Source organism: Desulfosporosinus sp. I2 (genome assembly GCF_000960765.1).
Classification (GTDB): Bacteria; Bacillota; Desulfitobacteriia; order Desulfitobacteriales; family Desulfitobacteriaceae; genus Desulfosporosinus.
The window spans coordinates 18,586-40,259 of sequence record NZ_JYNH01000020.1; the positions used below are offsets into that span (position 1 = coordinate 18,586).

18 protein-coding genes and 1 pseudogene are annotated in these 21,674 nt (G+C 39.4%); 2 read left to right on the plus strand and 17 right to left on the minus strand.

Features of this window, described 5'->3' with window-relative positions; translation table 11 throughout:
* Positions 1–190 precede the first annotated feature (190 nt).
* Positions 191–2,938 (plus strand): UPF0182 family protein, encoded by a 2,748-nt coding sequence (locus UF75_RS07390; protein WP_045573965.1) that lies wholly within the window; start codon positions 191–193, stop codon positions 2,936–2,938.
* A 131-nt stretch (positions 2,939–3,069) separates the two neighbouring features.
* On the opposite strand, the gene UF75_RS07395 is transcribed toward UF75_RS07390, so the two are convergent.
* The 9 genes from UF75_RS07395 to UF75_RS07435 all read right to left on the minus strand — a co-directional run bounded on the left by UF75_RS07395 (position 3,070) and on the right by UF75_RS07435 (position 10,929).
* Positions 3,070–4,323 carry a hypothetical protein gene (locus UF75_RS07395; protein WP_045573966.1) on the minus strand — a complete coding sequence of 418 codons (1,254 nt, stop codon included), beginning with the start codon at positions 4,321–4,323 and terminating at the stop codon, positions 3,070–3,072.
* A 33-nt stretch (positions 4,324–4,356) separates the two neighbouring features.
* Positions 4,357–5,322: a phosphodiester glycosidase family protein gene (locus UF75_RS07400; RefSeq protein ID WP_045573967.1), complete on the minus strand. Its 966-nt coding sequence runs from the start codon at positions 5,320–5,322 to the stop codon at positions 4,357–4,359.
* 401 nt (positions 5,323–5,723) lie between these two features.
* Positions 5,724–6,146, minus strand: coding sequence for an OsmC family protein (locus UF75_RS07405; RefSeq protein WP_045573968.1), 423 nt, complete (start codon positions 6,144–6,146; stop codon positions 5,724–5,726).
* A gap of 60 nt (positions 6,147–6,206) precedes the next feature.
* Positions 6,207–6,788, minus strand: a complete 582-nt coding sequence (locus UF75_RS07410) for an ANTAR domain-containing protein (RefSeq protein ID WP_045573969.1) — start codon at positions 6,786–6,788, stop codon at positions 6,207–6,209.
* A gap of 179 nt (positions 6,789–6,967) precedes the next feature.
* The gene (locus UF75_RS07415) at positions 6,968–7,621 is read right to left on the minus strand and encodes a hypothetical protein (protein ID WP_052693068.1); all 654 of its coding nucleotides are present in this window, start codon (positions 7,619–7,621) and stop codon (positions 6,968–6,970) included.
* Between the two features lie 184 nt (positions 7,622–7,805).
* Complete coding sequence (locus UF75_RS07420) at positions 7,806–8,462, minus strand: hypothetical protein (protein ID WP_242860160.1); 657 nt, start codon at positions 8,460–8,462, stop codon at positions 7,806–7,808.
* Between the two features lie 162 nt (positions 8,463–8,624).
* Positions 8,625–9,203 (minus strand): hypothetical protein, encoded by a 579-nt coding sequence (locus tag UF75_RS07425; RefSeq protein WP_045573971.1) that lies wholly within the window; start codon positions 9,201–9,203, stop codon positions 8,625–8,627.
* A gap of 89 nt (positions 9,204–9,292) precedes the next feature.
* The gene (locus UF75_RS07430) at positions 9,293–10,123 is read right to left on the minus strand and encodes an ATP-binding protein (protein ID WP_045573972.1); all 831 of its coding nucleotides are present in this window, start codon (positions 10,121–10,123) and stop codon (positions 9,293–9,295) included.
* 38 nt (positions 10,124–10,161) lie between these two features.
* On the minus strand, positions 10,162–10,929 hold the full coding sequence (locus UF75_RS07435; protein WP_045573973.1) for a DnaD domain protein: 768 nt from the start codon (positions 10,927–10,929) through the stop codon (positions 10,162–10,164).
* Between the two features lie 147 nt (positions 10,930–11,076).
* Between UF75_RS07435 and UF75_RS07440 the strand changes: the two genes are divergently transcribed.
* Positions 11,077–11,667 (plus strand): HD domain-containing protein, encoded by a 591-nt coding sequence (locus tag UF75_RS07440; RefSeq protein ID WP_045573974.1) that lies wholly within the window; start codon positions 11,077–11,079, stop codon positions 11,665–11,667.
* 10 nt (positions 11,668–11,677) lie between these two features.
* Here UF75_RS07440 and UF75_RS07445 read toward each other — a convergent pair whose 3' ends face one another.
* The 8 genes and pseudogenes from UF75_RS07445 to acsC all read right to left on the minus strand — a co-directional run bounded on the left by UF75_RS07445 (position 11,678) and on the right by acsC (position 21,633).
* Positions 11,678–13,408 (minus strand): MBL fold metallo-hydrolase, encoded by a 1,731-nt coding sequence (locus UF75_RS07445; RefSeq protein ID WP_045573975.1) that lies wholly within the window; start codon positions 13,406–13,408, stop codon positions 11,678–11,680.
* Between the two features lie 100 nt (positions 13,409–13,508).
* Positions 13,509–14,147 (minus strand): response regulator transcription factor, encoded by a 639-nt coding sequence (locus UF75_RS07450; protein WP_045573976.1) that lies wholly within the window; start codon positions 14,145–14,147, stop codon positions 13,509–13,511.
* Positions 14,144–15,289, minus strand: coding sequence for a sensor histidine kinase (locus UF75_RS07455; protein ID WP_082075060.1), 1,146 nt, complete (start codon positions 15,287–15,289; stop codon positions 14,144–14,146). Before UF75_RS07455 ends, UF75_RS07450 begins: the two co-directional genes overlap by 4 nt.
* Positions 15,290–15,653: 364 nt before the next feature.
* Positions 15,654–16,448 carry a methyltetrahydrofolate cobalamin methyltransferase gene (locus UF75_RS07460; RefSeq protein WP_045573978.1) on the minus strand — a complete coding sequence of 265 codons (795 nt, stop codon included), beginning with the start codon at positions 16,446–16,448 and terminating at the stop codon, positions 15,654–15,656.
* Positions 16,449–16,529: 81 nt separating this feature from the next.
* Positions 16,530–17,494, minus strand: a pseudogene (locus UF75_RS07465) (acetyl-CoA decarbonylase/synthase complex subunit delta).
* Positions 17,495–17,509: 15 nt separating this feature from the next.
* Positions 17,510–18,271 (minus strand): AAA family ATPase, encoded by a 762-nt coding sequence (locus tag UF75_RS07470; RefSeq protein ID WP_045573979.1) that lies wholly within the window; start codon positions 18,269–18,271, stop codon positions 17,510–17,512.
* 20 nt (positions 18,272–18,291) lie between these two features.
* Positions 18,292–20,202, minus strand: a complete 1,911-nt coding sequence (locus UF75_RS07475; protein WP_045573980.1) for an ASKHA domain-containing protein — start codon at positions 20,200–20,202, stop codon at positions 18,292–18,294.
* 105 nt (positions 20,203–20,307) lie between these two features.
* Complete coding sequence (gene acsC / locus UF75_RS07480; RefSeq protein WP_045573981.1) at positions 20,308–21,633, minus strand: acetyl-CoA decarbonylase/synthase complex subunit gamma; 1,326 nt, start codon at positions 21,631–21,633, stop codon at positions 20,308–20,310.
* Positions 21,634–21,674 lie beyond the last annotated feature (41 nt).

Consider the following 21,674-nt stretch of genomic DNA (forward strand, 5'->3'; position numbering starts at 1 on the left):
ATATACCCCTTATGGGTATTTAAGCATAGTATACCATATCTAATCTAATTTTTAAAAAGAAATTAAACCATATTTTGAAAATGAATGAAGGTATTTCGTTTTTGTGGGAAGAATATATTTATGATATCTTAGTATTGCACATATTTTTATAGTTAATCAAGATTTCTTGAGTTTAAAGGAGGAGTCACTATTGCACCGTTTTATCAAATTTCTTATTGCCTTAATGATACTTATCTCTGTCTTGGTCGCTTCTAGTGGTTTATTCGAAGATTGGTTGTGGTTTAAAGATCTTGGATATGCTCAATTATTTTGGACCCCACTTTTAAGCAAAACACTTTTTCAAGCTGTCAACGGAACAATATTATTTATTTTCATGGCAGGGACTTTACTATCGATTCGCCATTCTATTGTCACGTTTGTTAATGAGCGCTTACGCCTTCGATTGAGATTAGTACAAGATATGAACCGCCCTGTCTTAAGTTTAAGTCAACGAAGGGTCACAGTATTGTTACTCATTATTTCAGCCATAGTCAGTTTTGGAGTCAGCTTTGTGGTTGGTTTCACCGGCTGGTTAGATATCTTGTCCTTTACGCATGCTACCCAATTTAACCAAGTCGATCCAATTTTCGGTAAAGATTTGGCGTTTTATTTCTTTCAACTTCCTTTTTTACAAACCTTATATAATGCATTTTTTGGTCCTTTATTTTTGCTTACCTTTTTCACATTCATTTTCTATGTTGTAACCGGTGTCATACGTTTTCGTTCCAGAAAACTTTGGCAAAAGGGAGCAATCCTAATAGGCGCAGCCTCAAGAAAACATTTGGCACTCTTAATAGGAATCATCCTAGCCTTAAAAGCGTTTGGATATTATCTTGATATTTTTCAGTTATTATATTCTGTCCATGGACACGTAGTTGGAGCTGGATTTACAGACCTAAATATTACTCTTCCAGCTTTAAAACTTTTAGTAGTTGTTAGCATCTTGGGAGCTATTTTCGCCTTCTTATCTCTTGTTTTTACCGATTCACGCTTATTAACCGTTCCAGTCACTGGGATTTTTGTAGTTGGAATTCTAGTGAATAGCATTTTTCCAGCACTTGTTCAATCGTTTATTGTTCTACCGAACGAACTCAGCAAAGAACAACCCTACATCCAAAATGAAATTCAATTGACACGATTCGGATATGGTTTGGATCGGGTTAAAGACATTGAATATCCTGGTAACGTACCAATCACAACGGATGCTTTAAAGGCGGATGAAGGAACTCTCAATAACATCCGACTTAATGATGCTCGACCTATGTTACAAACTTATAATCAGAAACAAGGCATCAGACTTTATTATAAATTTAATGATATTGATATTGACCGATATACCATCAATGGAGAATATCGTCAAGTCATGATTGGTCCAAGAGAAATATCAACTCCCGATTTGGATCCTAAGGCAAAAACGTTTGTCAATGAACGTTTTAAATACACGCACGGTTTCGGCGCCTCTGCCTCATTTGCTAATGCCGTCACTTCCGAGGGCCTACCCTCCTTTGCCATTAAGGATGTTCCACCGGTCAGCGAGTTCACAGAATTCAAAATGTCCGAGCCACGAATCTATTTCGGTGAACTAACCAATAACTGGGTCGTCGCCAATACTACAGTAAAAGAATTTGATTATCCCCTAGGAAACACAAATGCAGAAAATTCCTATAAAGGTAAAACCGGGCTCCAGTTAACCCCACTTAATAAGTTAATGCTTTCCTTACGCCATGGGACCCCACGCTTCTACCTGGCCAGTGAAGTGACATCTGCGAGTAAATTACTTGTGTACCGTAATATAAAGGACAGAGTTCAAAAACTAGCACCCTTTCTAACCTATGATATGGACCCTTATATGGTTATTGATAACGGACGTATAAAGTGGATCATGGATGCCTATACCACATCCGGCGCCCTTCCTTATTCTAATATGTATCCAAATCAGGAATTTAACTACATCCGAAACTCTGTTAAAGTGATCCTTGATGCTTATGACGGAACCGTTGATTTTTATGCAATCGATCCTCAAGACCCAATTCTAAAAACCTACATGAAAATATTCCCAGGTGTATTTAAGGATTTTTCAAGCTTGTCAGAGAGCTTAAAGGCTCACCTTCGTTATCCTGAAACGCTTTTTAGCGTTCAAAGCAATATGCTTAAAACCTTCCATATGACTAATTCCTCGGTTTTCTACAATAAGGAAGACTCTTGGGACATCGCTAAAGAACTTTTTGAAACCAAGCCTCAAAACGTGGCACCCTATTATACCATCATGAAAATTCCAGGTGAAGCTAAACCTGAATTTGTACTGATGCTTCCCTTTACCCCTGCTTCTAGCGCTACGAATACGCGAAATAACATGATTGCTTGGATGGCAGCGCGAATGGATCAAGAGCATTACGGTGAATTATTACTTTATAAGCTACCTAAGAATATTGAAATTGACGGTCCATTACAAATTGAATCACGGATTGACCAAGACCCTGAAATTTCTAAACAACTTTCCTTATGGGATCAAAAAGGTTCAAGTGTCATTCGAGGAAATCTCTTAGCTCTTCCAATCGGAGGTAACTTTCTCTATGTTGAACCAATCTATCTGCAATCAGATAAAGGTGGAAGTATCCCAGAAATGAAACGAGTTGTCTTAGCTTACCAAGATCGTTTGGTGATGACCGATAATATTGGTTCAGCATTAACCCAACTCTTTGGTGAAGGAGCGCCTCAACCGACGACACCTGGCCAGAGTATCCCAGCTCCCAGCACGCCACCTCAAACTCCCAACCCCAACTTGAATGCACCAACCATGTCATCTGTCATTGACCAAATGAATCAAATTCGCACCTTGCTAGATAATCTGGAAGCCCAACTTAAAGGATTAGAAAGTGCTCCCAGTGAAACTCCATAAGCTTCTAAAATCAGAATGAGGATTACACAGCATGGAGTATAACAAGAAGAGATGGCTGCTCTTATGACCTAAGAGTAACCATCTTTTTCTTGTTATGCTCCTTTTGATATTCAATTCCTCAGAATTTGTTTTTATTGTTTGATGGGCTGTAACTCAACATTAGTAGACGTTCCCGATCGAATCAACTGAATAAGCTCGGCACCATCATCTGAGATGTAATTTTCGTCCCCTTGTAATTTAACTTCATTTAGTTGACCATTCGTAATAATATAAGCAGTACTTTGATCATTAATGACTACCTGGCCTTTTGAACCAATTAGCGCCATACCACTCTTATAGGGTATAGAGCCTTCCCACTCTGTTTTAAGAGCCGGATTAATTGTTACGTCCGTACGATCCGCCGTTGTCTTAATCTTAACAAGCATATTATTGTTTATTTCCCCAATATACACCTTTCCATCTCTAACTCCTATGACTCTATCCTTACTATTTTTTGAAATTACTACTCGTTTATCCCCACTTAAAGCAACAATTTGTTGGGTTCCTCCAAGTTTACTGTTAATATAGAGAGTTCCATATCGATCCGAAGCAGCCATATCATCTATGGACTCACCTGATTTGCTCATGGTCCGCACATTTTTCATAACATCAATTTCCATAAGAAGTTCACTCGTACCGTTCTTGACTGTCAAGTAAATTAAATTGGTCGACGTTGAGAATACCAATTCTTCAATTTTCCCCCCTGCAGGGAAATTGCTAATTGTTTGATTAAATCGATCATCAGGGGCAGTATCCTCATTGCTATCTGGAAGCTCAAGAGAATATAGTTCTGTAATCTGAGGGTTTCCATAACGTGCTTCAACCTTGGGTTTAACTGGAACCTCTTTTGGGGTCTCTTTTGGTACTTCTTTGTTAGTTTTTTGGTTAGGGTCTTCTGTTTTTGGTTGTACTGTCGACTCTTGTTGAGTCGTCGGAGTCTGGGTGGGTTGCACGGTAACATACGTTACAGGATTCGGATTTTTTTTAGCATAAAAATAAATAAGTGTATCCCGATCGGGTAACCATTGGTACGTGAGTACACCCATTGTTAGATCCGTTGGGGAGGGAAGTTTCTTTTCAAAAACAAGCTTTTCTTTGGTAAGATTAAAGACTTTAAGTGTCCCATTTTCTGTATAGGCCAAATAATCCTTAGCATAGGATATTTGAATATTTTTAAGATTGGTACCGGGAATGATTGCTTTAAGTTGTTTTGTAATGGGTACATTGTCAGCTCCTGGAGGAGATAGGACATTAGCAACTTGTTGATTCAAAAAGGCATAAGCTCCAAATTGCAGGAGGAGTGATACTAGTGTCCAAACCAATATAATACGCAATTTCTTTTTCATGCGAGATTTCTCCTTTATAGTACATTTATAATTTTAGGGGGTCACTACAAAGGCAGTGGGGATATACCGTTCACCGAAAATGTTCCAAAGTCGATTCATTATTTTTCCGTTATAAACGAGCTCTGAAGAAGAACCTCCATCAAGGTTAATTGCATTGACTGCATGATAGTCAATAAATACATTCATAAGATCACGCAAAGTTGCCCCTATACTCCATGTAGGTTGTCGCCCATCAATAACAACAAAGATGACGGTTCCATCCGCCATTTGCCCTATTCCAGTTCGTGGAGCAATGCCCCAACCACCATCTCCGGAAATTACTGGTTTACCATCCTCGATTAAATTAGGTTCAAAGGTTACTACCTCGCGCATATTTTTCTCTACTAATTGGTTCGCTGTCATTTTACCAAGAACCAATTCTCCTTTATTATTAAACCCTACAATATTTACAGCTTTATCACCCACGTTGTTGTGGACCAGCTTTCCGTCATGCATAGTTAATCCATCAGGAAATGAACCATTTCCTTTTCCGTCGGGGTCGTAGAAACCACCAGCATTAATCCCAGCAATAGCATTCAGATCCTTAACTAAGTCGCTAACACGTTCGCCCGTAACTCCTATTTCTTGAGTCACCGCTAATTTGACACGCTTAGGATCTTTGATCAACATTACTTTTCCTTTGAAGCTGCGACCTTGAATATCTTCAATTGTGATTCCAGAATCCTTATCCGTTATTACTTTCGTGCGTCCTAGGGTTGCTCCTTCACTCATTCCCTGAGATGAATTTAAAGCCATAATTCGATCGATTTCAGATTGAGATAGGAACGCCTGCACAACTTGTGGGTGCCTTGACATGTACACTGCTCCAACAGCAACATTTTTAAGAGATTGGAAAGGTCCCCAAAACAACACAAATGGAACGAGGATGAATGCAAAAATAATATTGAAACCTAAAAATAAAAAAATCTTTTTTATTCTAATTCTACTCTTCGTTTTCATGCAAGCTTTATCTCCTTCTTCAATAATAAAACAAATTAAATTTTTAACAAGATTTCTATTGTATAGTTTTCCTTTTCAAAAAAAACTACCGCAGAAATACAATGTGCGGCTAAAATCACGGACAATAATATCCAATTCTTAGTAACATTGATCAATTCCTGAAATAAGAATACTTTTGATTCAAATTGCACCTTTCTCAGTATAACAAAACATGTATATTCTATCAAGGATTGTCTGTAAAGTATCTGCTAATTATATTTAATAATTCAGCCCAATTTATACCATCCAATTATCGTTTGTTAATTTAAACTAACCCGCTGAGAATTCCTGACGATTAATAAAAAATTAAAACCGTCCTTTATATAAGAACGGCTCTATCTTTTAATCCATTACAATTATGTTTATCCCTTGGTGGGGTAAATTTCAATCCTGTAGGTTAAATTAGCAGCTTTATCAATCATGTTAGCAACACTGCAATATTTACCCATTGAAAGTTGTACTGCTCGCTGAAGTTTATCCTCAGGAAGAGCATTACCCCAAAACATATAAACTACTTCAATATCTTTAAAAACTCTCGGATGGTCGTTAGAACGTTCACCTTCCACGGTTGTTTCAAAACGCTGAACTTTAACCTGCATCTTTTGAAGAATAGCGACAATGTCCATACCACTACATCCGGCGATTGACATAAGAAGAAGTTCCATTGGACTAGTTCCATGCCCAGTTCCTCCAGCATTAATACTAGCGTCCATATTGGTCATGACCTTAGTACTTCCTTCACCCTGAAAATGCATTCCTTTTATATGTTTGACAGATACTTTCATGACTAGACTCCCTTTCGTTAGGTTCCTACAATCCAGCTAATTAATACAAGCATTCAATATTTATTCGGAATTAGGAAGCCACAGTCCCTTAAGAACATCTTGAGAGACGGCACGAATAGACTTACGTGTGGACATTGCTTGACTACGCAAAGCTGAATAAGCAGCCTGTTCAGTGAAACCTCGTTGTTCAATGAGAGAAAGTGTAGCTTGAAAAACTATTTTTCGTGTTTTTAATTCTTCCTCTAATCGTTGGATTTGCTGGGTGTATTTGGTTTCAAGGGCATAACGATGTTCTGCAAGTTGAATAGCTGCAGCTATTTCTAGCATATTGCAAGGATAAAGAATTACGTGATGAGCATCAGCCTCAATGGCTTCTGACAAGACATGATGCTCTTCTCGGGTTAGTACTACAATGACCGGACAGAGATGTTGTACAATTAGATTCTGAAGAACTTCAGACGAACTTAGTCCATGTAGATTCCACCCTATAATAATTAGATCAGGTTCAAACCGATGGGCAAGGCGTAGCGCCTCCATCCCGTTGTCCGTTGTTGAAAGAACCTGATAATTTGCCAAGGGCAACATCGATTTAATTTCCTGATTTAATGATCCTTTTTGAGAAACCAATATTGCCCTTTTCACCCTAAATCACCCACTCCATATTGTTCTTAATTACCGATTTATGTTTAGTTCCCCAAACTTTCGACAGTCGGAAGATATATCCCTGCAGATTAATGAACTCTAATATTACAAAACGCTCCATAGGAGCGTCATTTATAGACTATTTATCCACGTCTAAGATTTTAATGACTATAGATATACTATTTCGCTACTGCGTCTCTCTGATCCTCTTCCAACGGAAACTCTAAATCTTGTCTCTTAAATGGCTGATCAGAAATTCCTGTCCTTAAGCGTAATGGAAAAATAAGGACTAATAAAGCAAACCCTCCCATAGAAAGCGCAAAATACTGAAGCGATAAAACTGAAAAGATAACAATTGTAAGATTAGAAGAAGTTCCTATAGCATAACTAAAAGGTTTAACTAATTTTAAATTAGCTTTTTGACGTTGCTCTAGCGTAACATCAGAGCCTGTATTATTCGAATGAATCCAGACTGGCTTCCCTTCGAAATCGACGGAATTTATTAACTGATTCCCAGCCTTATAAAAGGGATCTAATGAAGAAATATAAATAAACCCTTTAGTGGTAAAAATCTTATCGAGTTCAACAGAAGCACCAGTTATAGCAGCTTTAGTATACGTTCTTTCAATTCTCAAGATATCCTCTTCACTAACATTTATGGGGCCATTATCTGTAATTATGGTGTATAGTCCGCGGTCAACCAATTCTATGTTCGAAACTTTAACATCCAAGAACAAGATTCCAAGCATGGTCATTAAAATAATAGAAAGGCTTATTAATATTGTTGCTCCAGCAACTCGTTCTCGATCTATCATATTTCCTTTTATAAACACTCTATGACACGTCCTTCACTTCTACAATTCAAGTCAATTGTTATTTTTCACTTAGTTTGCCCACAAAACCCATTGTACTATAAATATTAAAGTGAAACAAATGAAGAAATTTAATAACGCTTAGAGTAATTTAAATTTTACTACTATCTGCTCACTCTTTCAAAGAAGCTCTCTATTGCTTAGTTCAATTAGTACCGAAGTGTTTTCCGAACCTTGAGAGCAGTTCTAGCAGATCGTTGGGGCTTAGGTTTATAGATTTATTCGATTTTTTTAAAGCATCTGGTTTAATTAGTGGCATTGCTCCCGTTGTATCTGGTAATACTACTGCTCGAACAAAGATCGTAACAATGAGGGCCAAAATCAAAAGAGGAAGTGAACCTCTTAAGCCGGGAAACGTGAAAATAGGAACTGTCAAAGTAATGTACGGTGAATATAACCTATTTGAATAATCTCCAGAAACATATATTGCAAGAATCAGAGGTGCTTCCGGCCTTTCTGGAGTTGGAAAGCCCCGATCTACTGACAAGTTTCTATCAGTCGACAACACGTTTCTTCCATTAGTAGAAAAGTTTAAGTTCGTAGTGTTGTCAGTTCCCTTTACCATCCATTTTAAGAATTCTTGAAGTTCTGAAAGAGGCATTTGCACGGTTTGTCCGTTCTTGACATCAAGAACAGGTATACTTTCAAGGCAAAAAATGTGTTTGGCTATGAACAGGAATAATGCTGTTCCAATTAAAACAGCTGAAGATGCGAAAACACTTCCATTTAAGAGAGGTTGAGTAAAGTATAGAGATGGGCTCCCTGCCTCAGCACTTATGGGTGCGAAAACATAAATACCCATGCTAAGTCGTTCTTTAGAAGGTCCCTCTCTTGACTGATTACACGACATTCGAAACGCCCCCTTCAATACAATATATGGAAGAGAACAAATCTGTGTACTTATAAAAAATACCCCTACATGAAAAATAAGTGCTAGTATTTAGCACTTATTTTTGAATTTCTGTTATTGCTTATTTACAGTGGGAGGTATTTTAACCGTGGTATCGACGTTAAAGCGAAAACTTGCTTCGGTAGCTTGTTCTACTCCCCCTTCAGGGTTTGGATTGATTCTCAAAGTTATCAAATGCTGTCCGGCAGTCGAACTTTTTCCTAAAGCATCACCTAAAACCTTTATCTGGCGAAAAGCCACGCGGGCGGTTGCACCTGGTTCTAAAGATGGCAAACTTCCTGGCGAAGTAACTTTCTTTGTGTTATCCCCAACGAGAGTAACTTGTAATTCAACTGGTACGTTTGTCATTTTTTTCGCTGATGTGTTCTGTATTGTTGCGATAAGGTCAAATGATTTTGTCGATATTACTTGGGCCCCCTTTAAAGTAACACTGCCATAAGTAAGATCTTTAACCACTGAAGCTGGTTCTACGGTCACACCGAGCATTTTGATCTCTGGTGTCGCATTGTTCTTAGAGACACTAGTATCCGTTTTTTGCCAGAAAGAAAATCCTGCAAATCCGATAAGACAAATCACAAAAACGCTGGCGACCATGACGATGTATTTGCGGTCAATCGTAATGATTTTAGACAAACTTGAACACCTCCTATAGATACTCATTTTTTCTCTTAAAAAAACCTATGCATGTCTCCTTGTAGACATGCATAGGTTTGGAAAAATATTTACTTATTTTTTCTTTCTCGTTCTTGATAAATCTGATGACGAATATCATTGTGGACGGTTAATCGGAAGATTCTTGAGGACTGAATGATGCGTGAGGTTGTTCGTACCCCTAAATAGTCTTCCATTTCATCGAGCGAAAGATTTGAAGTAATCACTGTGGGAAGTTGTTCATTCATGCGATAATTTATAATGGAATAAAGTCTATTCCGCGTCCAATCCGTGTAATTATGAGCTCCTAAATCATCAAGAATAAGAATGGGAATTGTGCGGGCAGTATCTAATAAATCAAGTTCATTGATATCTGACTTGTAGGTTGCCCTTAACTCATCCAAAAGATCAGGAACAATCAGAAAAAGCACTTGTAATTTAGATTCTATAAGCTTATTTGCTATGGCGGCTGCAAGAAATGTTTTCCCTGATCCAACCGGGCCAGTCAACATAATTCCAAGACCATGGGCATTATGCTGACATTCTTCAACAAATAGTTTGGAAGCGTTGAACGCCCTTACTGCACCTTCTCGGTGCGCTTGATTTTCGCTCTCTGTAATATAATAATCGAACTTAAATTTTTCAAAGCGACAATTCATTAACTCACGCGAAATCCTCGCATGGCGAAATTGATTTTCTTGTTTTCTTGTCTTCATACAACTACAAGGATAGGCTAAATCTCCCTCAAGATAAATACCTCGATCTTGGCAAATTGAGCACTTAAAGGGATCCGAGGGGATAAGACCCGAAGCATCGTTTACGAGGTAAGTGGACTTCAAATCTGGATTGAGTATTTTATCGGATATGCCTTTATCTTTTAAGATATCTTTAACATGTTTCATTTTAGATATCCTCCTCAAAATCATAAAGCCTTAGTAAATTATAGATAAAAGTTATCATATTTATTGGTAGTCGTTTCTTTACGGGCCTGACCCTTAGGCTTAATATTTTTTTTATCCTGACGAGACTGAAAATATGCATCTTCAACTTCTATCTCAGCCCGAGTCTTAAGTCCCTTTTTTTCCCATTCTCGAAGAATGGAGTCTAAATAACGAAAATTTCGAATTCCTGCACTAACACCCCTTCTTAAGGCTTCAATTATCAACTCTTCAGAAAAATGGGATGACAACCAACGGTCAAAATTCTGACATTCTAATTGAGTTAACGGACGACCCAGTTCTTGTTCAAAGGTACGAACTAAGTTTTCCATTGGCAAATTAGGTTGAGTAGATATTAGTTGGGGAGGAGTTTGATTTTGTTTAAGTGCACGTTCCTCCTCCAACTGTTGAGAACGTTCAATTGCCCAAAATTCAGCTAGCTCATCTATAAGACCTACTAGACTATAACTATTACACCACTTTGTCTCAGTAGAATTCCAGTATCTCTCAATCTTGAGTAACTTTCGCTCCACTAACCGACCCACGCTCTCTTCTATATCAGAGGTTGAAACAGTCATTCGGCCAGTTAAAGTGGCTATTGAAGGATAAGGATTTGATTCGGCTTCACAAAGAATTTGAATCAAAACCATCATCTCAAGATCATTCAAACCTATTTCTTTATAATGAGTTAATAAATATTTAGGAATTGAAACGACACCTGAAAAGAAAAGAGCTTGTGTAAAGCTCCCATAAACACTGACATTATTCATCTCTGTCACTCCCCATGTTCTGTAAACACACTTCTTTTTGACAAAAGCTATCTATATCTCCCAATATGTATTCCATTTTTTGGCAGGTAAATCAAGCTTCTATGGCGTATATAGTTTCAGGTGAACTCAATAATAAGGAGGTAAATTATGGACTTTCAAGAACAACTGATTCAAATCGTTAATAAATCGGGGGCCCACTCAGCTTGGGGGGTTAAACATTGTTTTAGAGTATACCATTTGGCTAAAGAACTTTCAAGTCACTTAACTCTTGACGATGAAGCCCTATATACAGCCGCTTTGTTACATGACACAGGTAAATACCCAGTTTATGCCATAAAAAATATTGACCACGCTTTACGCTCTAAAGGGATTACGGCCAATATCTTGCCACAAATGATGTTTCCACTTCTCAAAATACCAAAGGTTTTAGACGCAGTAGAAAACCACATGTACTATTCGGAACCTGGTCGTAGTGATGAAGCCGTCTATATACGGGAATCCGATATATTAGACAATTTAGGGAACATAGGCTTAATGCGATTATTTAGTTTGGTCGGACAAGATGAATTAATACAGACTCCTGAAGATGCCATCGAAAGAGCTCGCCTTTTGGCAGATGCCCTTCCTGACAAAGTCTCGACAAAAGCAGGTAAACGTTTAGCCGTAAAGCGACGTGAGGAAACGTTACGCTTCTTGGCTGGTATAAAACGCCAAACGTCAGAATATGCTTGGCTTTAATAAATTATTTCTAGTGTCGTGTTTTACGTTCTTCTTCAAGCGATCTGGACATGCCGTCTAGGAGGTTGATAACTCGTTCTAAATCACCAGTCCGTTGACCTTCATTGATAAGCTGTTTGAGTTGGTTTCTAAGCCGTCCATATACCCTATTGATATTTATGCGTGATATGTTAGTTCTTGTCTTTCTGTCTTTGTTGTGAGTTTGCATATCAGTAGGAGGAACTGATTTGGAAAACTGTTGGCGAGAAACAAGCGGTTCCATTTCTTGGTTTGTACTTTGAGGTTCTAAGGATAACCAAGGTTTTGGAGCAGGATACAGAACCATTTGTCCGGACTTGAACTCAATTGTATCTCCTAATTGAGGAATAATTGGATTCTTATTAAACAACTCCAATATTTTCTCGGAAAAAATTGTTTGGGATTCTAATTCACCGTGTACCAGAATAATTTGTTCGGCTTTTTTCCCTAGATATGAAAGCCAGTGGAGCAATTCAGCTTGGTCCGCATGCGCCGAAAGCCCATCCATGTGATTGACACGGGCCTTAACAGCTACCTTCTCACCATGAATGGTAACAATTTCGGCACCATCTGAAAGAAGCCGACCGAGAGTCCCTTGTGCCTGATACCCAACAAATAATATGGTAGCATTATTACGCCAAAGATTGTTTTTAAGATGATATTTTATCCGACCTGCATCAGCCATGCCACTAGCGGCAATAATAATGGACCCACCTTCAATCTGATTTAAAGCCATTGAATCGGCAGCGGTCTGACTAAAATGGACGTTAGGCATTGTTAAAGGACTACCGCCCTGACTAATTAAGTCTTGTGTTTCTTTATCAAAGTGGTCTGTGTTTTCTTGAAAAATCTTTGTTGCAGCAATGGCTAAAGGACTATCTATATAAACTGGTAAAGTAGGTATGCGACGTTCGTTCTGCAATTTACGGAGATAAAAAAGCAAATCTTGAGTACGTTCTATTGCAAAAGCAGGAATAATTAAATTCCCTCCAGCTTGATGTGTTGTACGAATTGTTTCAGCAAGTTGTTCTAAGCGATCTGTATTTTTTGTATCTGAACCTTCGGAATGAAGACGGTTTCCGTAGGTAGTTTCCATTATAACAGTGTCTGCAGCATTAATAATACTAGGATCTTCAATATAGGGTTGGTTTGTATTTCCAATGTCGCCCGAAAAAACGATGGTTTTCGTAAAATCTTGTTCTTTGACATAGAGTAACACATGAGCGGAACCCAAAATGTGACCTGCATCATAAAATTCAAATGATAACGTTGGAACTAAATCAATAATTTTTTGATAAGGGTTCGCTTGAAAGTACGGAATAGTATCAATTGCATCTTGGACGGTATAGATTGGAGTTAAAGGTTGTAGACCTGCCCTTAAACGCTTTCGGTTTTTACGTTCAACTTCCATCTCTTGTATATGTCCACTATCTGGAAGCATAATTGAACATAACTTAATAGTTTCAGGGGTTGCCCAAATTTTACCCTTAAAACCGGCTTTTATAAGTTTCGGAAGCATACCTGCGTGATCAGTATGTGCATGAGTTAAAATAACTGCATCGATATCCGCTGGGTTATAGGGAAATTCACTATAATTTAACTCTTTCAGCGATTTAGACCCTTGAAACATTCCACAATCTATGAGAATACGTGATTCACCTGATTCCACTAGAAAGGATGAACCTGTGACAACCTGCGCTGCACCAAAAAAACTAATTTTCATTTAATCAAGCCTCCAAAAATAATGCCTTCATAGCTTAACTTACTCTTCCTATTTTACTAGGTTGTCCGAAAATTGGCAATCATAATAAAATTATAACGATTTAGTCAAGCACAAAAAATTTTAATTTAACGGCTTTTAAAGCTGCTTGGGTGCGATCGTCTACAGATAACTTTCGATAAATGCTAGATAGATGATTTTTAACAGTTTTTTCGCTAATAAATAAAGAGGTGCCAATCTCTCTGTTTGATGACCCTTGAACAACATAGTGAAGAATTTCCATTTCTCGGTCACTAAGTCCACAATTATCTCGCAAAGGGGTTGGATTACTTAACTGCTCCATTAACTTGCCAGTAACAGCTGGAGATAAGATTGGTTCACCAGAGAATACTTTGCGTATTGACTGAACCAATGTTTTTGAGTCCACATCTTTAAGCAAATAACCTGCTACTCCAATTTGCAGGACCTGTAATATTTTCTCATCAGAATCGTCAACCGTTAGTACTAATATTCCAATATTTGGGTATTCACGACGAATGACACGTCCAGCTTCTAAGCCGTTTACACCTGGCATATTAAGATCCATTAGTAAGATATCAAATTTCATCTTCCGTGCAATATTTATGGCACCTTGTCCATCCCCTACTTCAGCAACAACTTCGATCCCCTTCTCAAATTCTAATATTCTACGTAGTCCCTCCCTTAATAGGGGGTGATCATCGGCAATTACGATCTGTATCAAGTTGTCGTTCCTCCCTCCTGACTTGTTGGAATTGACAATTCTATTAAAGTACCATTTCCAATACTAGATTGGATTGAAAAATGTCCTGAGAACATTTCAACGCGTTCACGCATTCCCACTAGTCCAAAATGCTCCCCGGGTGCTTTCATGGCAGATTTAACATCAAACCCTTTTCCATAGTCATGAATCCGCGCAATGGTCCAATCTTCGCGATATATTATCATAACTTCGACTTTAGACGAGTAGGCATGTTTCGCAACATTAGTCATTCCCTCTTGAACTAAACGAAAAAGAGCAACTTCCATAGCGGGAAGAAGCCGTTTTTCGCGCCCCTCAATCCGCAATATACAGTTTATACCATAGGTATCCTGAAAGTTATCAAGATATTTCGAAATTGCAGGTACAATACCTAAGTCATCTAAAGCCATCGGTCGAAGATCAAAGATTATTCTACGAATATCTTGTAAATTTGCACGAACTAAATTTTTTAAATCAACTAACTCCGCTTTAACTCGGCTAGGATCTAATTCGAGTAACCTCTCAGCAATTTCTAGCCTTAAAACGATATTCGCCAGCGTTTGAGCAGGTCCATCGTGAATTTCTCTTGCCACTCGACGGCGTTCTTCTTCCTGTGCTCTAATGACTCTTAAACCCATTTCAAAGCGTTGTTCATGGCTCTGAGTTTGTATTAGAGCTTCAGCTAAACCGCCTTGTAATAATCCGATTGCCATGCTTACCTGGGCCATTAGATTTTGGGCACGTTCAATAGTTTCATGCATCTGACGCAGGGAACGTTCCAGATCTTCTCTACGCTTACGTAATTGAACTTCCTTATGCTGTAGAAGTTGCAATTTAACCTGTGCATCTTTTGCTTCTGCATAAGTTTCGATCATTTCTTCTTGGGTGTGTATGTGATGAGCACGATTTACTTCCATGAGTTTATGACGCATGCGTCGATCTATCTTTTCTTGTTTATCGACTTGGGAAATTATTTCTTTAATATCAATTTTTAGTTGAGAGAGTTCATCAATCAGCCGATGCGTTTCAGTCCGCGATGTTTCTGCTATGAAAAAAATCTCTTCTTTTCCTAATTCGATCGCTGATAATGTTTTCTTTAAGATTTCTCCCAACTGATCCAACAAAACGACTCCTCATTTCAATGTAAATTAGTAGTCTTAAATACCCTTTTTATTAATTCGACATAGAAATTGTATTTCCTACTTCTTCACAAGAAATATCCAACAATGTTACTAAAGATAGGACTTCTTTCCTATACGCTGGAATTGACGAATTCTTCTCTCTATTGTCTCCATGTTTCCACCTCCAGATAGAATATATATCTGTTGATATTGTATCTGGAGCTGACTAGTATGAAAAATTGATCTTTATTGATCGGTCAGGGTACGTGATAGAAAGAAGCGATACTGGGTCGTAGACGACCTAATATCGCTTCTTTGGATTGCTTAGGATATTTAATTTTTCATGGCTGCTTGTATAAAAAAGAAATTAGCGTGCACGGAAAACTTTTAAATAGGAATCTGCATAGACACTCCTATTGAGAAGGATTTGAGCAGTCGCTGCTACATCGACAAGGTCATCGTCATTAGCATCCATAATGGCTGCGTCAAGTCCTGAGGCAATTGCCATAGCCAAGTAAGTTCGATTGATCAAATTACGATCTGGTGATTTTTGTGAAACATTGGATAAACCAAGAACTGTGCGAGGTGCCGGGTTTGCAAGCATTTTTACTTGACGTAAGGATTCTAAGACTTCTGGCGCATGCTCTTGGGCGACGTTAACCGGAAGAATCAGAGGGTCAATAAATAGGTCTTCCATCGCTAAACCATATTCATCCGCAGCAGCTACCAATTCCATGGCAAAGGCTACACGGTTTTCGGCGTCTTTGGGAATCCCTTTCTTGTCCATAGTCAAACCAATAATACCAGCGTTATATTGAATAGCCATCGGGAAAACACGTTCAATTTTCGCTTGTTCTGCTGGACAAGAGTTAATAATCGCTGGGCGTTTACAAACTTTCAAACCAGCTTCTATGGCATTATAGTTTGTTGAGTCTAAAACAAGAGGCAATTCAGATACTTCTTGAATGACATTAACCATCCATTCATAGGCTGCGACTCGCTCTTCTGTAGGAATGGCTGGACCTGAGTTAACGTCAAGGTAGTGAGCCCCTCCTTCTTGTTGTTTCACTGCCCAGTATTGGATCGCCTTTGGGTCCTTATTGCGAAGTGCATCTCCAATATCAGTAAACATACCGTTGATCCGTTCGCCAAAAATAAGCATTCGGTCACGTCCTTTCAAAATTATTTAATTAATGATTATATGGAGATATTTTTCACTGAACCATAACTACTTGATCAAGACTTACTTGTTGAACATATCAGCAATGTTCTTTTGAACTACCTTTACTGCAGCAGGGTTACGCATAACAAGAATACTTGCACCGACTTGGAGAACACCAGAAGCAGTTACAGCTTCCCAAAGCACTCCACGATCTTCGAGATCTCCCCATCCAGGAAACTCTTCATTGGAGGCATAAGCTTCTTTGCAGCGATTGGCTTCATAGCCAACAGTACAAATTATCGGCATAGAAAGCATTTTGTCATTGGCTAAGGCTCCAAGACGAGCCCGCTCCATGATTGAATAAACGTATTCAATTCCGAAGCCAAGACCCGCTACTGTAGGGTCGATCACAATTTTGTTGAGTGGTAGTCCCATTTCATGGATTAGAATATTGAGTTGCTTACAGATATTAATATCCAGTGGTGAACGTGCAATCAAGGTATGTTTGTGTACCATCGCAGCTGCAGCAATGGACTTATAGTTATCCTGCTCTGCAATACCGATCAAAAAGGTTTTCACCTGCTGCAGCTTCTGCGATAACTGTCATAATCTCGTTATTTTTTTGGGCATCGTCGCACCCTTCAACAATAAGGGGGACTCCAACCGCTGCTAAGATGTCTTTTACGATACGAGCACAATCTTCTGGGGAACGGTTTTCTCCTTCAGGATCTGCGCCGTTAAGCTTTAGATAGATAAGATCAGCGCCAAAATCGTCCACGCATTTTTTTAGCCCAAGCTGCTGGATCATTAATGACATCCCCAATTTGATTCTTAATCAAATCATTCCAAGTTGGCACAATGTCTGTGACCTCCATGGCGATCACTGGACGATTTTTCATTTCTCCTTCAAAGTGGAGAAAAGGTAAGGCACTATCCCCTCCAACAGTAATTGTGGAGGTTCTTGTTCCTCCCTGTTCAGCAGTTGCACCGAGTACTACCTCTCCAACCTTACTGGAATATTTTTCTTTCACTAATGTTACGGACATGAACTTCTCTCCTTTCTAGTTAAAGATTCCGGCACGGTTCAAAATGCTTTCTACAGCCTTGACCGAGACGGCATCATCAGGCAAATCAAATAATGGTTTACCTGCCAAGTCATATTCCACAACTAACGGATCTAATGGGATATCACCAATCACTGTGAGACCGGTTCGTTCAATTTCTTCGCTCAAGGATTCCATACTGCCTTCTGTGGTCTTAGTGACAATTAAGTAGATGGTTTGTACGGCTGATTTAAGTCCTCGTATAAGATCGTGGACCCGTCCTGCCGAACGAATGCCTCGAGCTGAAGAATCACTAATCACAAACATCACATCGATATGGGGGATCGTTCTTCGACTGATATGTTCTAAACCAGCCTCAGAATCAACTGCAACAAAATCATAGTTTTCTCCGATGGTCTCAAGATATTTACGCAAGATATCATTAGGATAGCAGTAACACCCTGCACCTTGTGGCCCACCCATAACCAGAAGATCAATTTCCTTTGATTCGACTAATGATTGTTGGAGTTTGTATTCGATAAAGATATTTTTGGGCATACCTTGAGGAATCGCTTTGGGATCTTTACTTTGCTCAAGCAATTCCGAGATTGTCGACGAAACAGTTAAGCCCAAAGCTTCGCCTAAGTTTGCATTGGGGTCTGCATCGACAGCCAGGATTGAAGTTCCTTGTTTCCGGCGAACCATTTGCCTTAATAATAAAGCGGTGAATGTGGTTTTTCCTACTCCACCTTTACCTGCAACGGCTATATATTTAGACATACTGACCTCCAATTATAACGTTATTGAAAAGATGGAAATAGAGAAATATCCGTATGGGGTAAAAACAAGGCAGCCATATATTCGTCCATATAGGTAGCTCCAACGGATAGCTCAACGTAGGTCATTTTTCGACCTAATTCTTCTGCTTCTCGCCAAGCATTCTGAGATAATAAAGCAAGACGGGCACCTTTTACGGATGCATTTCCTATAAACACATACCGTTCTGGCTCTATATCCGGCAAGAGACCTATTTGAACGGAATCATGAATATTAAGGTAATTCCCAAAACCGCCAGCAATGACAATTTTGCTAATCATGTCAATATCCACAGCAACCATATTCAATAAGGAACGAATTCCTGCATAAATTGCCCCTTTGGCGCGAATAACATTTTTGACATCATTTTCAGTGATAACGACATCTTTTTCCCCACCGGCTTGATAAGCCCAAGCTAGAACAAATTCTTTATCATCGGCCGTTGCACGTAATCGTCCCGAGCCCGATTTATGTCCTAACTGGAAATTCCCAGCGCGGTCAATAATACCGGCACCGAGTAATTTGGCTATACAATCCACAAGCCCCGAGCCGCATATTCCTACAGGTGTTTGGTTGTTAATCACCTTCAGGGATACATCCAACGATTCAGGATCAATGATAATCCGTTCAATCGCCCCTGGCATTGCCCGCATACCAAATGTAATGCCGCCACCTTCAAAGCTTGGACCCGCGGAACAAGCACAAGCAACAAGCCAATCTTGATTTCCGAGGACAATTTCTCCATTCGTTCCAATGTCAATAAAGAGAATTATATCTTCGTTGTTGGCTAAATCCGTGACAAGTGTTCCAGCAACAATGTCTCCCCCGACATAACTCGCAACCGATGGATAACAATGCACCAAGGCCTCAGGCAGCATATGAAGTCCAATTTCACGAGCAGGAAAAGAAGGAATCGATGTCATGGTAGGAATGTAAGGTTCTAAGCGAATGTACCGAGGATCAACACCTAAGAACAATTGTGTCATAGTCGTATTTCCGGCTACCATTGCGCTAGAGATATCCTTCTTGCTCAAAGACTGTCGGGCTAGAATCTTATCTAGAAGTCCATTGATCGTTTCTACCACGGCGTTTCTCATCTCATGCAAGTTTTGATCGTTTTCAACCGCATACACTATACGCGATATAACGTCATCTCCGAACTTTGCTTGCTTGTTGTAAGTACCCTGTTGATCGACAATCTCACCCGTTAAGAGATTAACGAGGTAAACGACTACTGTCGTGGTACCGATATCAATAGCAAGTCCATATGGAGCATCATCATTTCCAGGTTCAATATGAGTAATAGTAAAACCTGCTTCACTATCGGTCAAAGTAACGGATACATCCCAATTTGCTTTGCGGAGAGCCTCTGGCAGATGTTTGAGAACGGATAAGGGAATTTGAAGGGGTTTATCTCCGGTTTTTAAAACTCGACGAAGTTCTAAGCTCAGGCGAGCCCAATCACTCGAATTTTCCGTCAAAGTTGGTTTAGAAAGTGAAATCCTTTGCTTAATGGCTAAAGGGTGATACCCTAACCGTTCTAGTAAATCATGTTCGCTTTCCTGTAAGAGTCCCTTTTGGACATCTCCCATTAAAACTTGATGTTCTTGTAACCTAGATTCAGGAGGTACTTCAATGATCATATCCCCTTGAATCATGGTTTTACAGGCTAGTCGAACCCCTTTAGAAAGTTGTTCAGGCGTTAGATTTCCGGTTCCGTTTACTAAGGGATCCCCACTTGCCACAACAACCTTACAAGCTCCACAAGTCCCTTTACCACCGCACCCGGATTTGATGAAAATCTCCGCTTTAGCAGCTGCAACAAGCAAAGATGTTCCAAGATCAACCTCAACAACTCGGTTATCTGGCATGAATTTTACTTGAAATTGAGTCAACGTTTTCACTTCCTTACTTTACCAAGAAATCCCACTAAAATCAGTCAAGCCAAGCATAGTTATTTGCCCTCATCATAACGTAATTGGTATCTATACCCAAAAGACTTAGGTTAAGGATTTAGAGAAAGAAACAATTCCACTTGACTCCCGTGGTCCAACAACTGCTTTCCAGCCGGATAGTTCTGAAAGCTTTCCTGAAATAACGGCGACGTAACCCGGAATGATCACGTTACGATGTTTTACTTTGTCAGCAATACCACTGGCAACCATTGCTTCAACGATTTTCTCAGGTTCAAATTTACCTGCGGCATAGGCTGTAAGAACTGAGGTTCCGTCAGTATCGATCGGTAGAATATAGCTTGGAATTTTGGAGGTTTCTACTTCCCCTTCGACGCTATAGTACGTTAAGGAGAAGTTTGTCGTAATGTACAAAGGTGAGTTCTCGTTGACATTTCCTACAGAATGAAGTTTTGGCTCAACTTGAATTGGCTTTTGTGGATCAGTATAAATGTTTTGTCTTAAAGTCATGAGTGGTAAAATGTGCGCTTTCTTGCTAGTTTTTAAGACAACAGCACTAGCATATTTAGCCACATAAACTGATGCCTCCATGATTTCTTCCATCGGCTCAGAATTGCTGGTATAAGCAATGACTGGATAACCGAATGGCCGGAACTTTTTCTTAATGGCTAAACGTCGCAGATGGGTAAGATTGGCCAACGTCTGAACGGGAGTCCTTGCACCAGGATCCAAGACAAATTCTTTATAACCCAAGGCTTGAGCTTTTGTCACGAGTTCTTCTAGAGCATCCAGTCCTTCTTCTTTAAGGATGACTGGAACTGAGTTTTCTTTAGCTAGGTTGACCATAGCCTCATAATTTTCAGAAGTCGCCGCACCGATCAGGGGTTTACGGGCTGCCAATTGTGCAAGGGCCGCTTTTAATGCTCCAACATCGCTGCTTAACAGAAGCAATGATTTATCAGTAGCTTCTGCCACAGTAGCTGCTACCTTAGCAAAACGTGCAGCATCACCAGATTCTTGAACGATAGCCACACCATCTAATGTGTATTGGAGACCGACACGCTCAAATTCTAAGCCCTTAATCTCCTGAATTTTAGCATTCAATTGATCATCATTGAGGGTATCTGAGACCTGAATTAATAACGTCGTTGGGTGATAAAACGTCTTATCATGACGGAAAAGGACTGTTTCATCTCCGAGAACAGAATCTTTGCCAAATTTTATAGCTTTGATCGGGGGAGCCGCTGCAGAATCCAGGTTTTCTCGGGCAGCCTCAGTGACATATGGGCAAGCGTCTAACGCTGCTTTTCCTGACGCCAAAGCCATGGCAAAAGCTAAGCAAGTCGGCACACCACATTCTCCGCAGTTTTTCTTGGGTAGTTGTTTATAGATTTCTAAACCTGTAAGAGCCATTTTAAATCCCCTTTCTAATCGATATAGGATAAGGAGCAGAC

Excerpts from the sequence above, each read along its gene's own strand:
- UF75_RS07395 (WP_045573966.1), bottom strand. The coding sequence starts at position 4,323 with ATGAAAAAGAAATTGCGTATTATATTGGTTTGGACACTAGTATCACTC.
- UF75_RS07400 (WP_045573967.1), bottom strand. The coding sequence starts at position 5,322 with ATGAAAACGAAGAGTAGAATTAGAATAAAAAAGATTTTTTTATTTTTA.
- UF75_RS07405 (WP_045573968.1), bottom strand. The coding sequence starts at position 6,146 with ATGAAAGTATCTGTCAAACATATAAAAGGAATGCATTTTCAGGGTGAA.
- UF75_RS07420 (WP_242860160.1), bottom strand. The coding sequence starts at position 8,462 with ATGGGTATTTATGTTTTCGCACCCATAAGTGCTGAGGCAGGGAGCCCA.
- UF75_RS07430 (WP_045573972.1), bottom strand. The coding sequence starts at position 10,123 with ATGAAACATGTTAAAGATATCTTAAAAGATAAAGGCATATCCGATAAA.
- UF75_RS07435 (WP_045573973.1), bottom strand. The coding sequence starts at position 10,929 with ATGAATAATGTCAGTGTTTATGGGAGCTTTACACAAGCTCTTTTCTTT.
- UF75_RS07440 (WP_045573974.1), top strand. The coding sequence starts at position 11,077 with ATGGACTTTCAAGAACAACTGATTCAAATCGTTAATAAATCGGGGGCC.
- UF75_RS07445 (WP_045573975.1), bottom strand. The coding sequence starts at position 13,408 with ATGAAAATTAGTTTTTTTGGTGCAGCGCAGGTTGTCACAGGTTCATCC.
- UF75_RS07460 (WP_045573978.1), bottom strand. The coding sequence starts at position 16,448 with ATGCTTATTTTTGGCGAACGGATCAACGGTATGTTTACTGATATTGGA.
- UF75_RS07470 (WP_045573979.1), bottom strand. The coding sequence starts at position 18,271 with ATGTCTAAATATATAGCCGTTGCAGGTAAAGGTGGAGTAGGAAAAACC.
- acsC (WP_045573981.1), bottom strand. The coding sequence starts at position 21,633 with ATGGCTCTTACAGGTTTAGAAATCTATAAACAACTACCCAAGAAAAAC.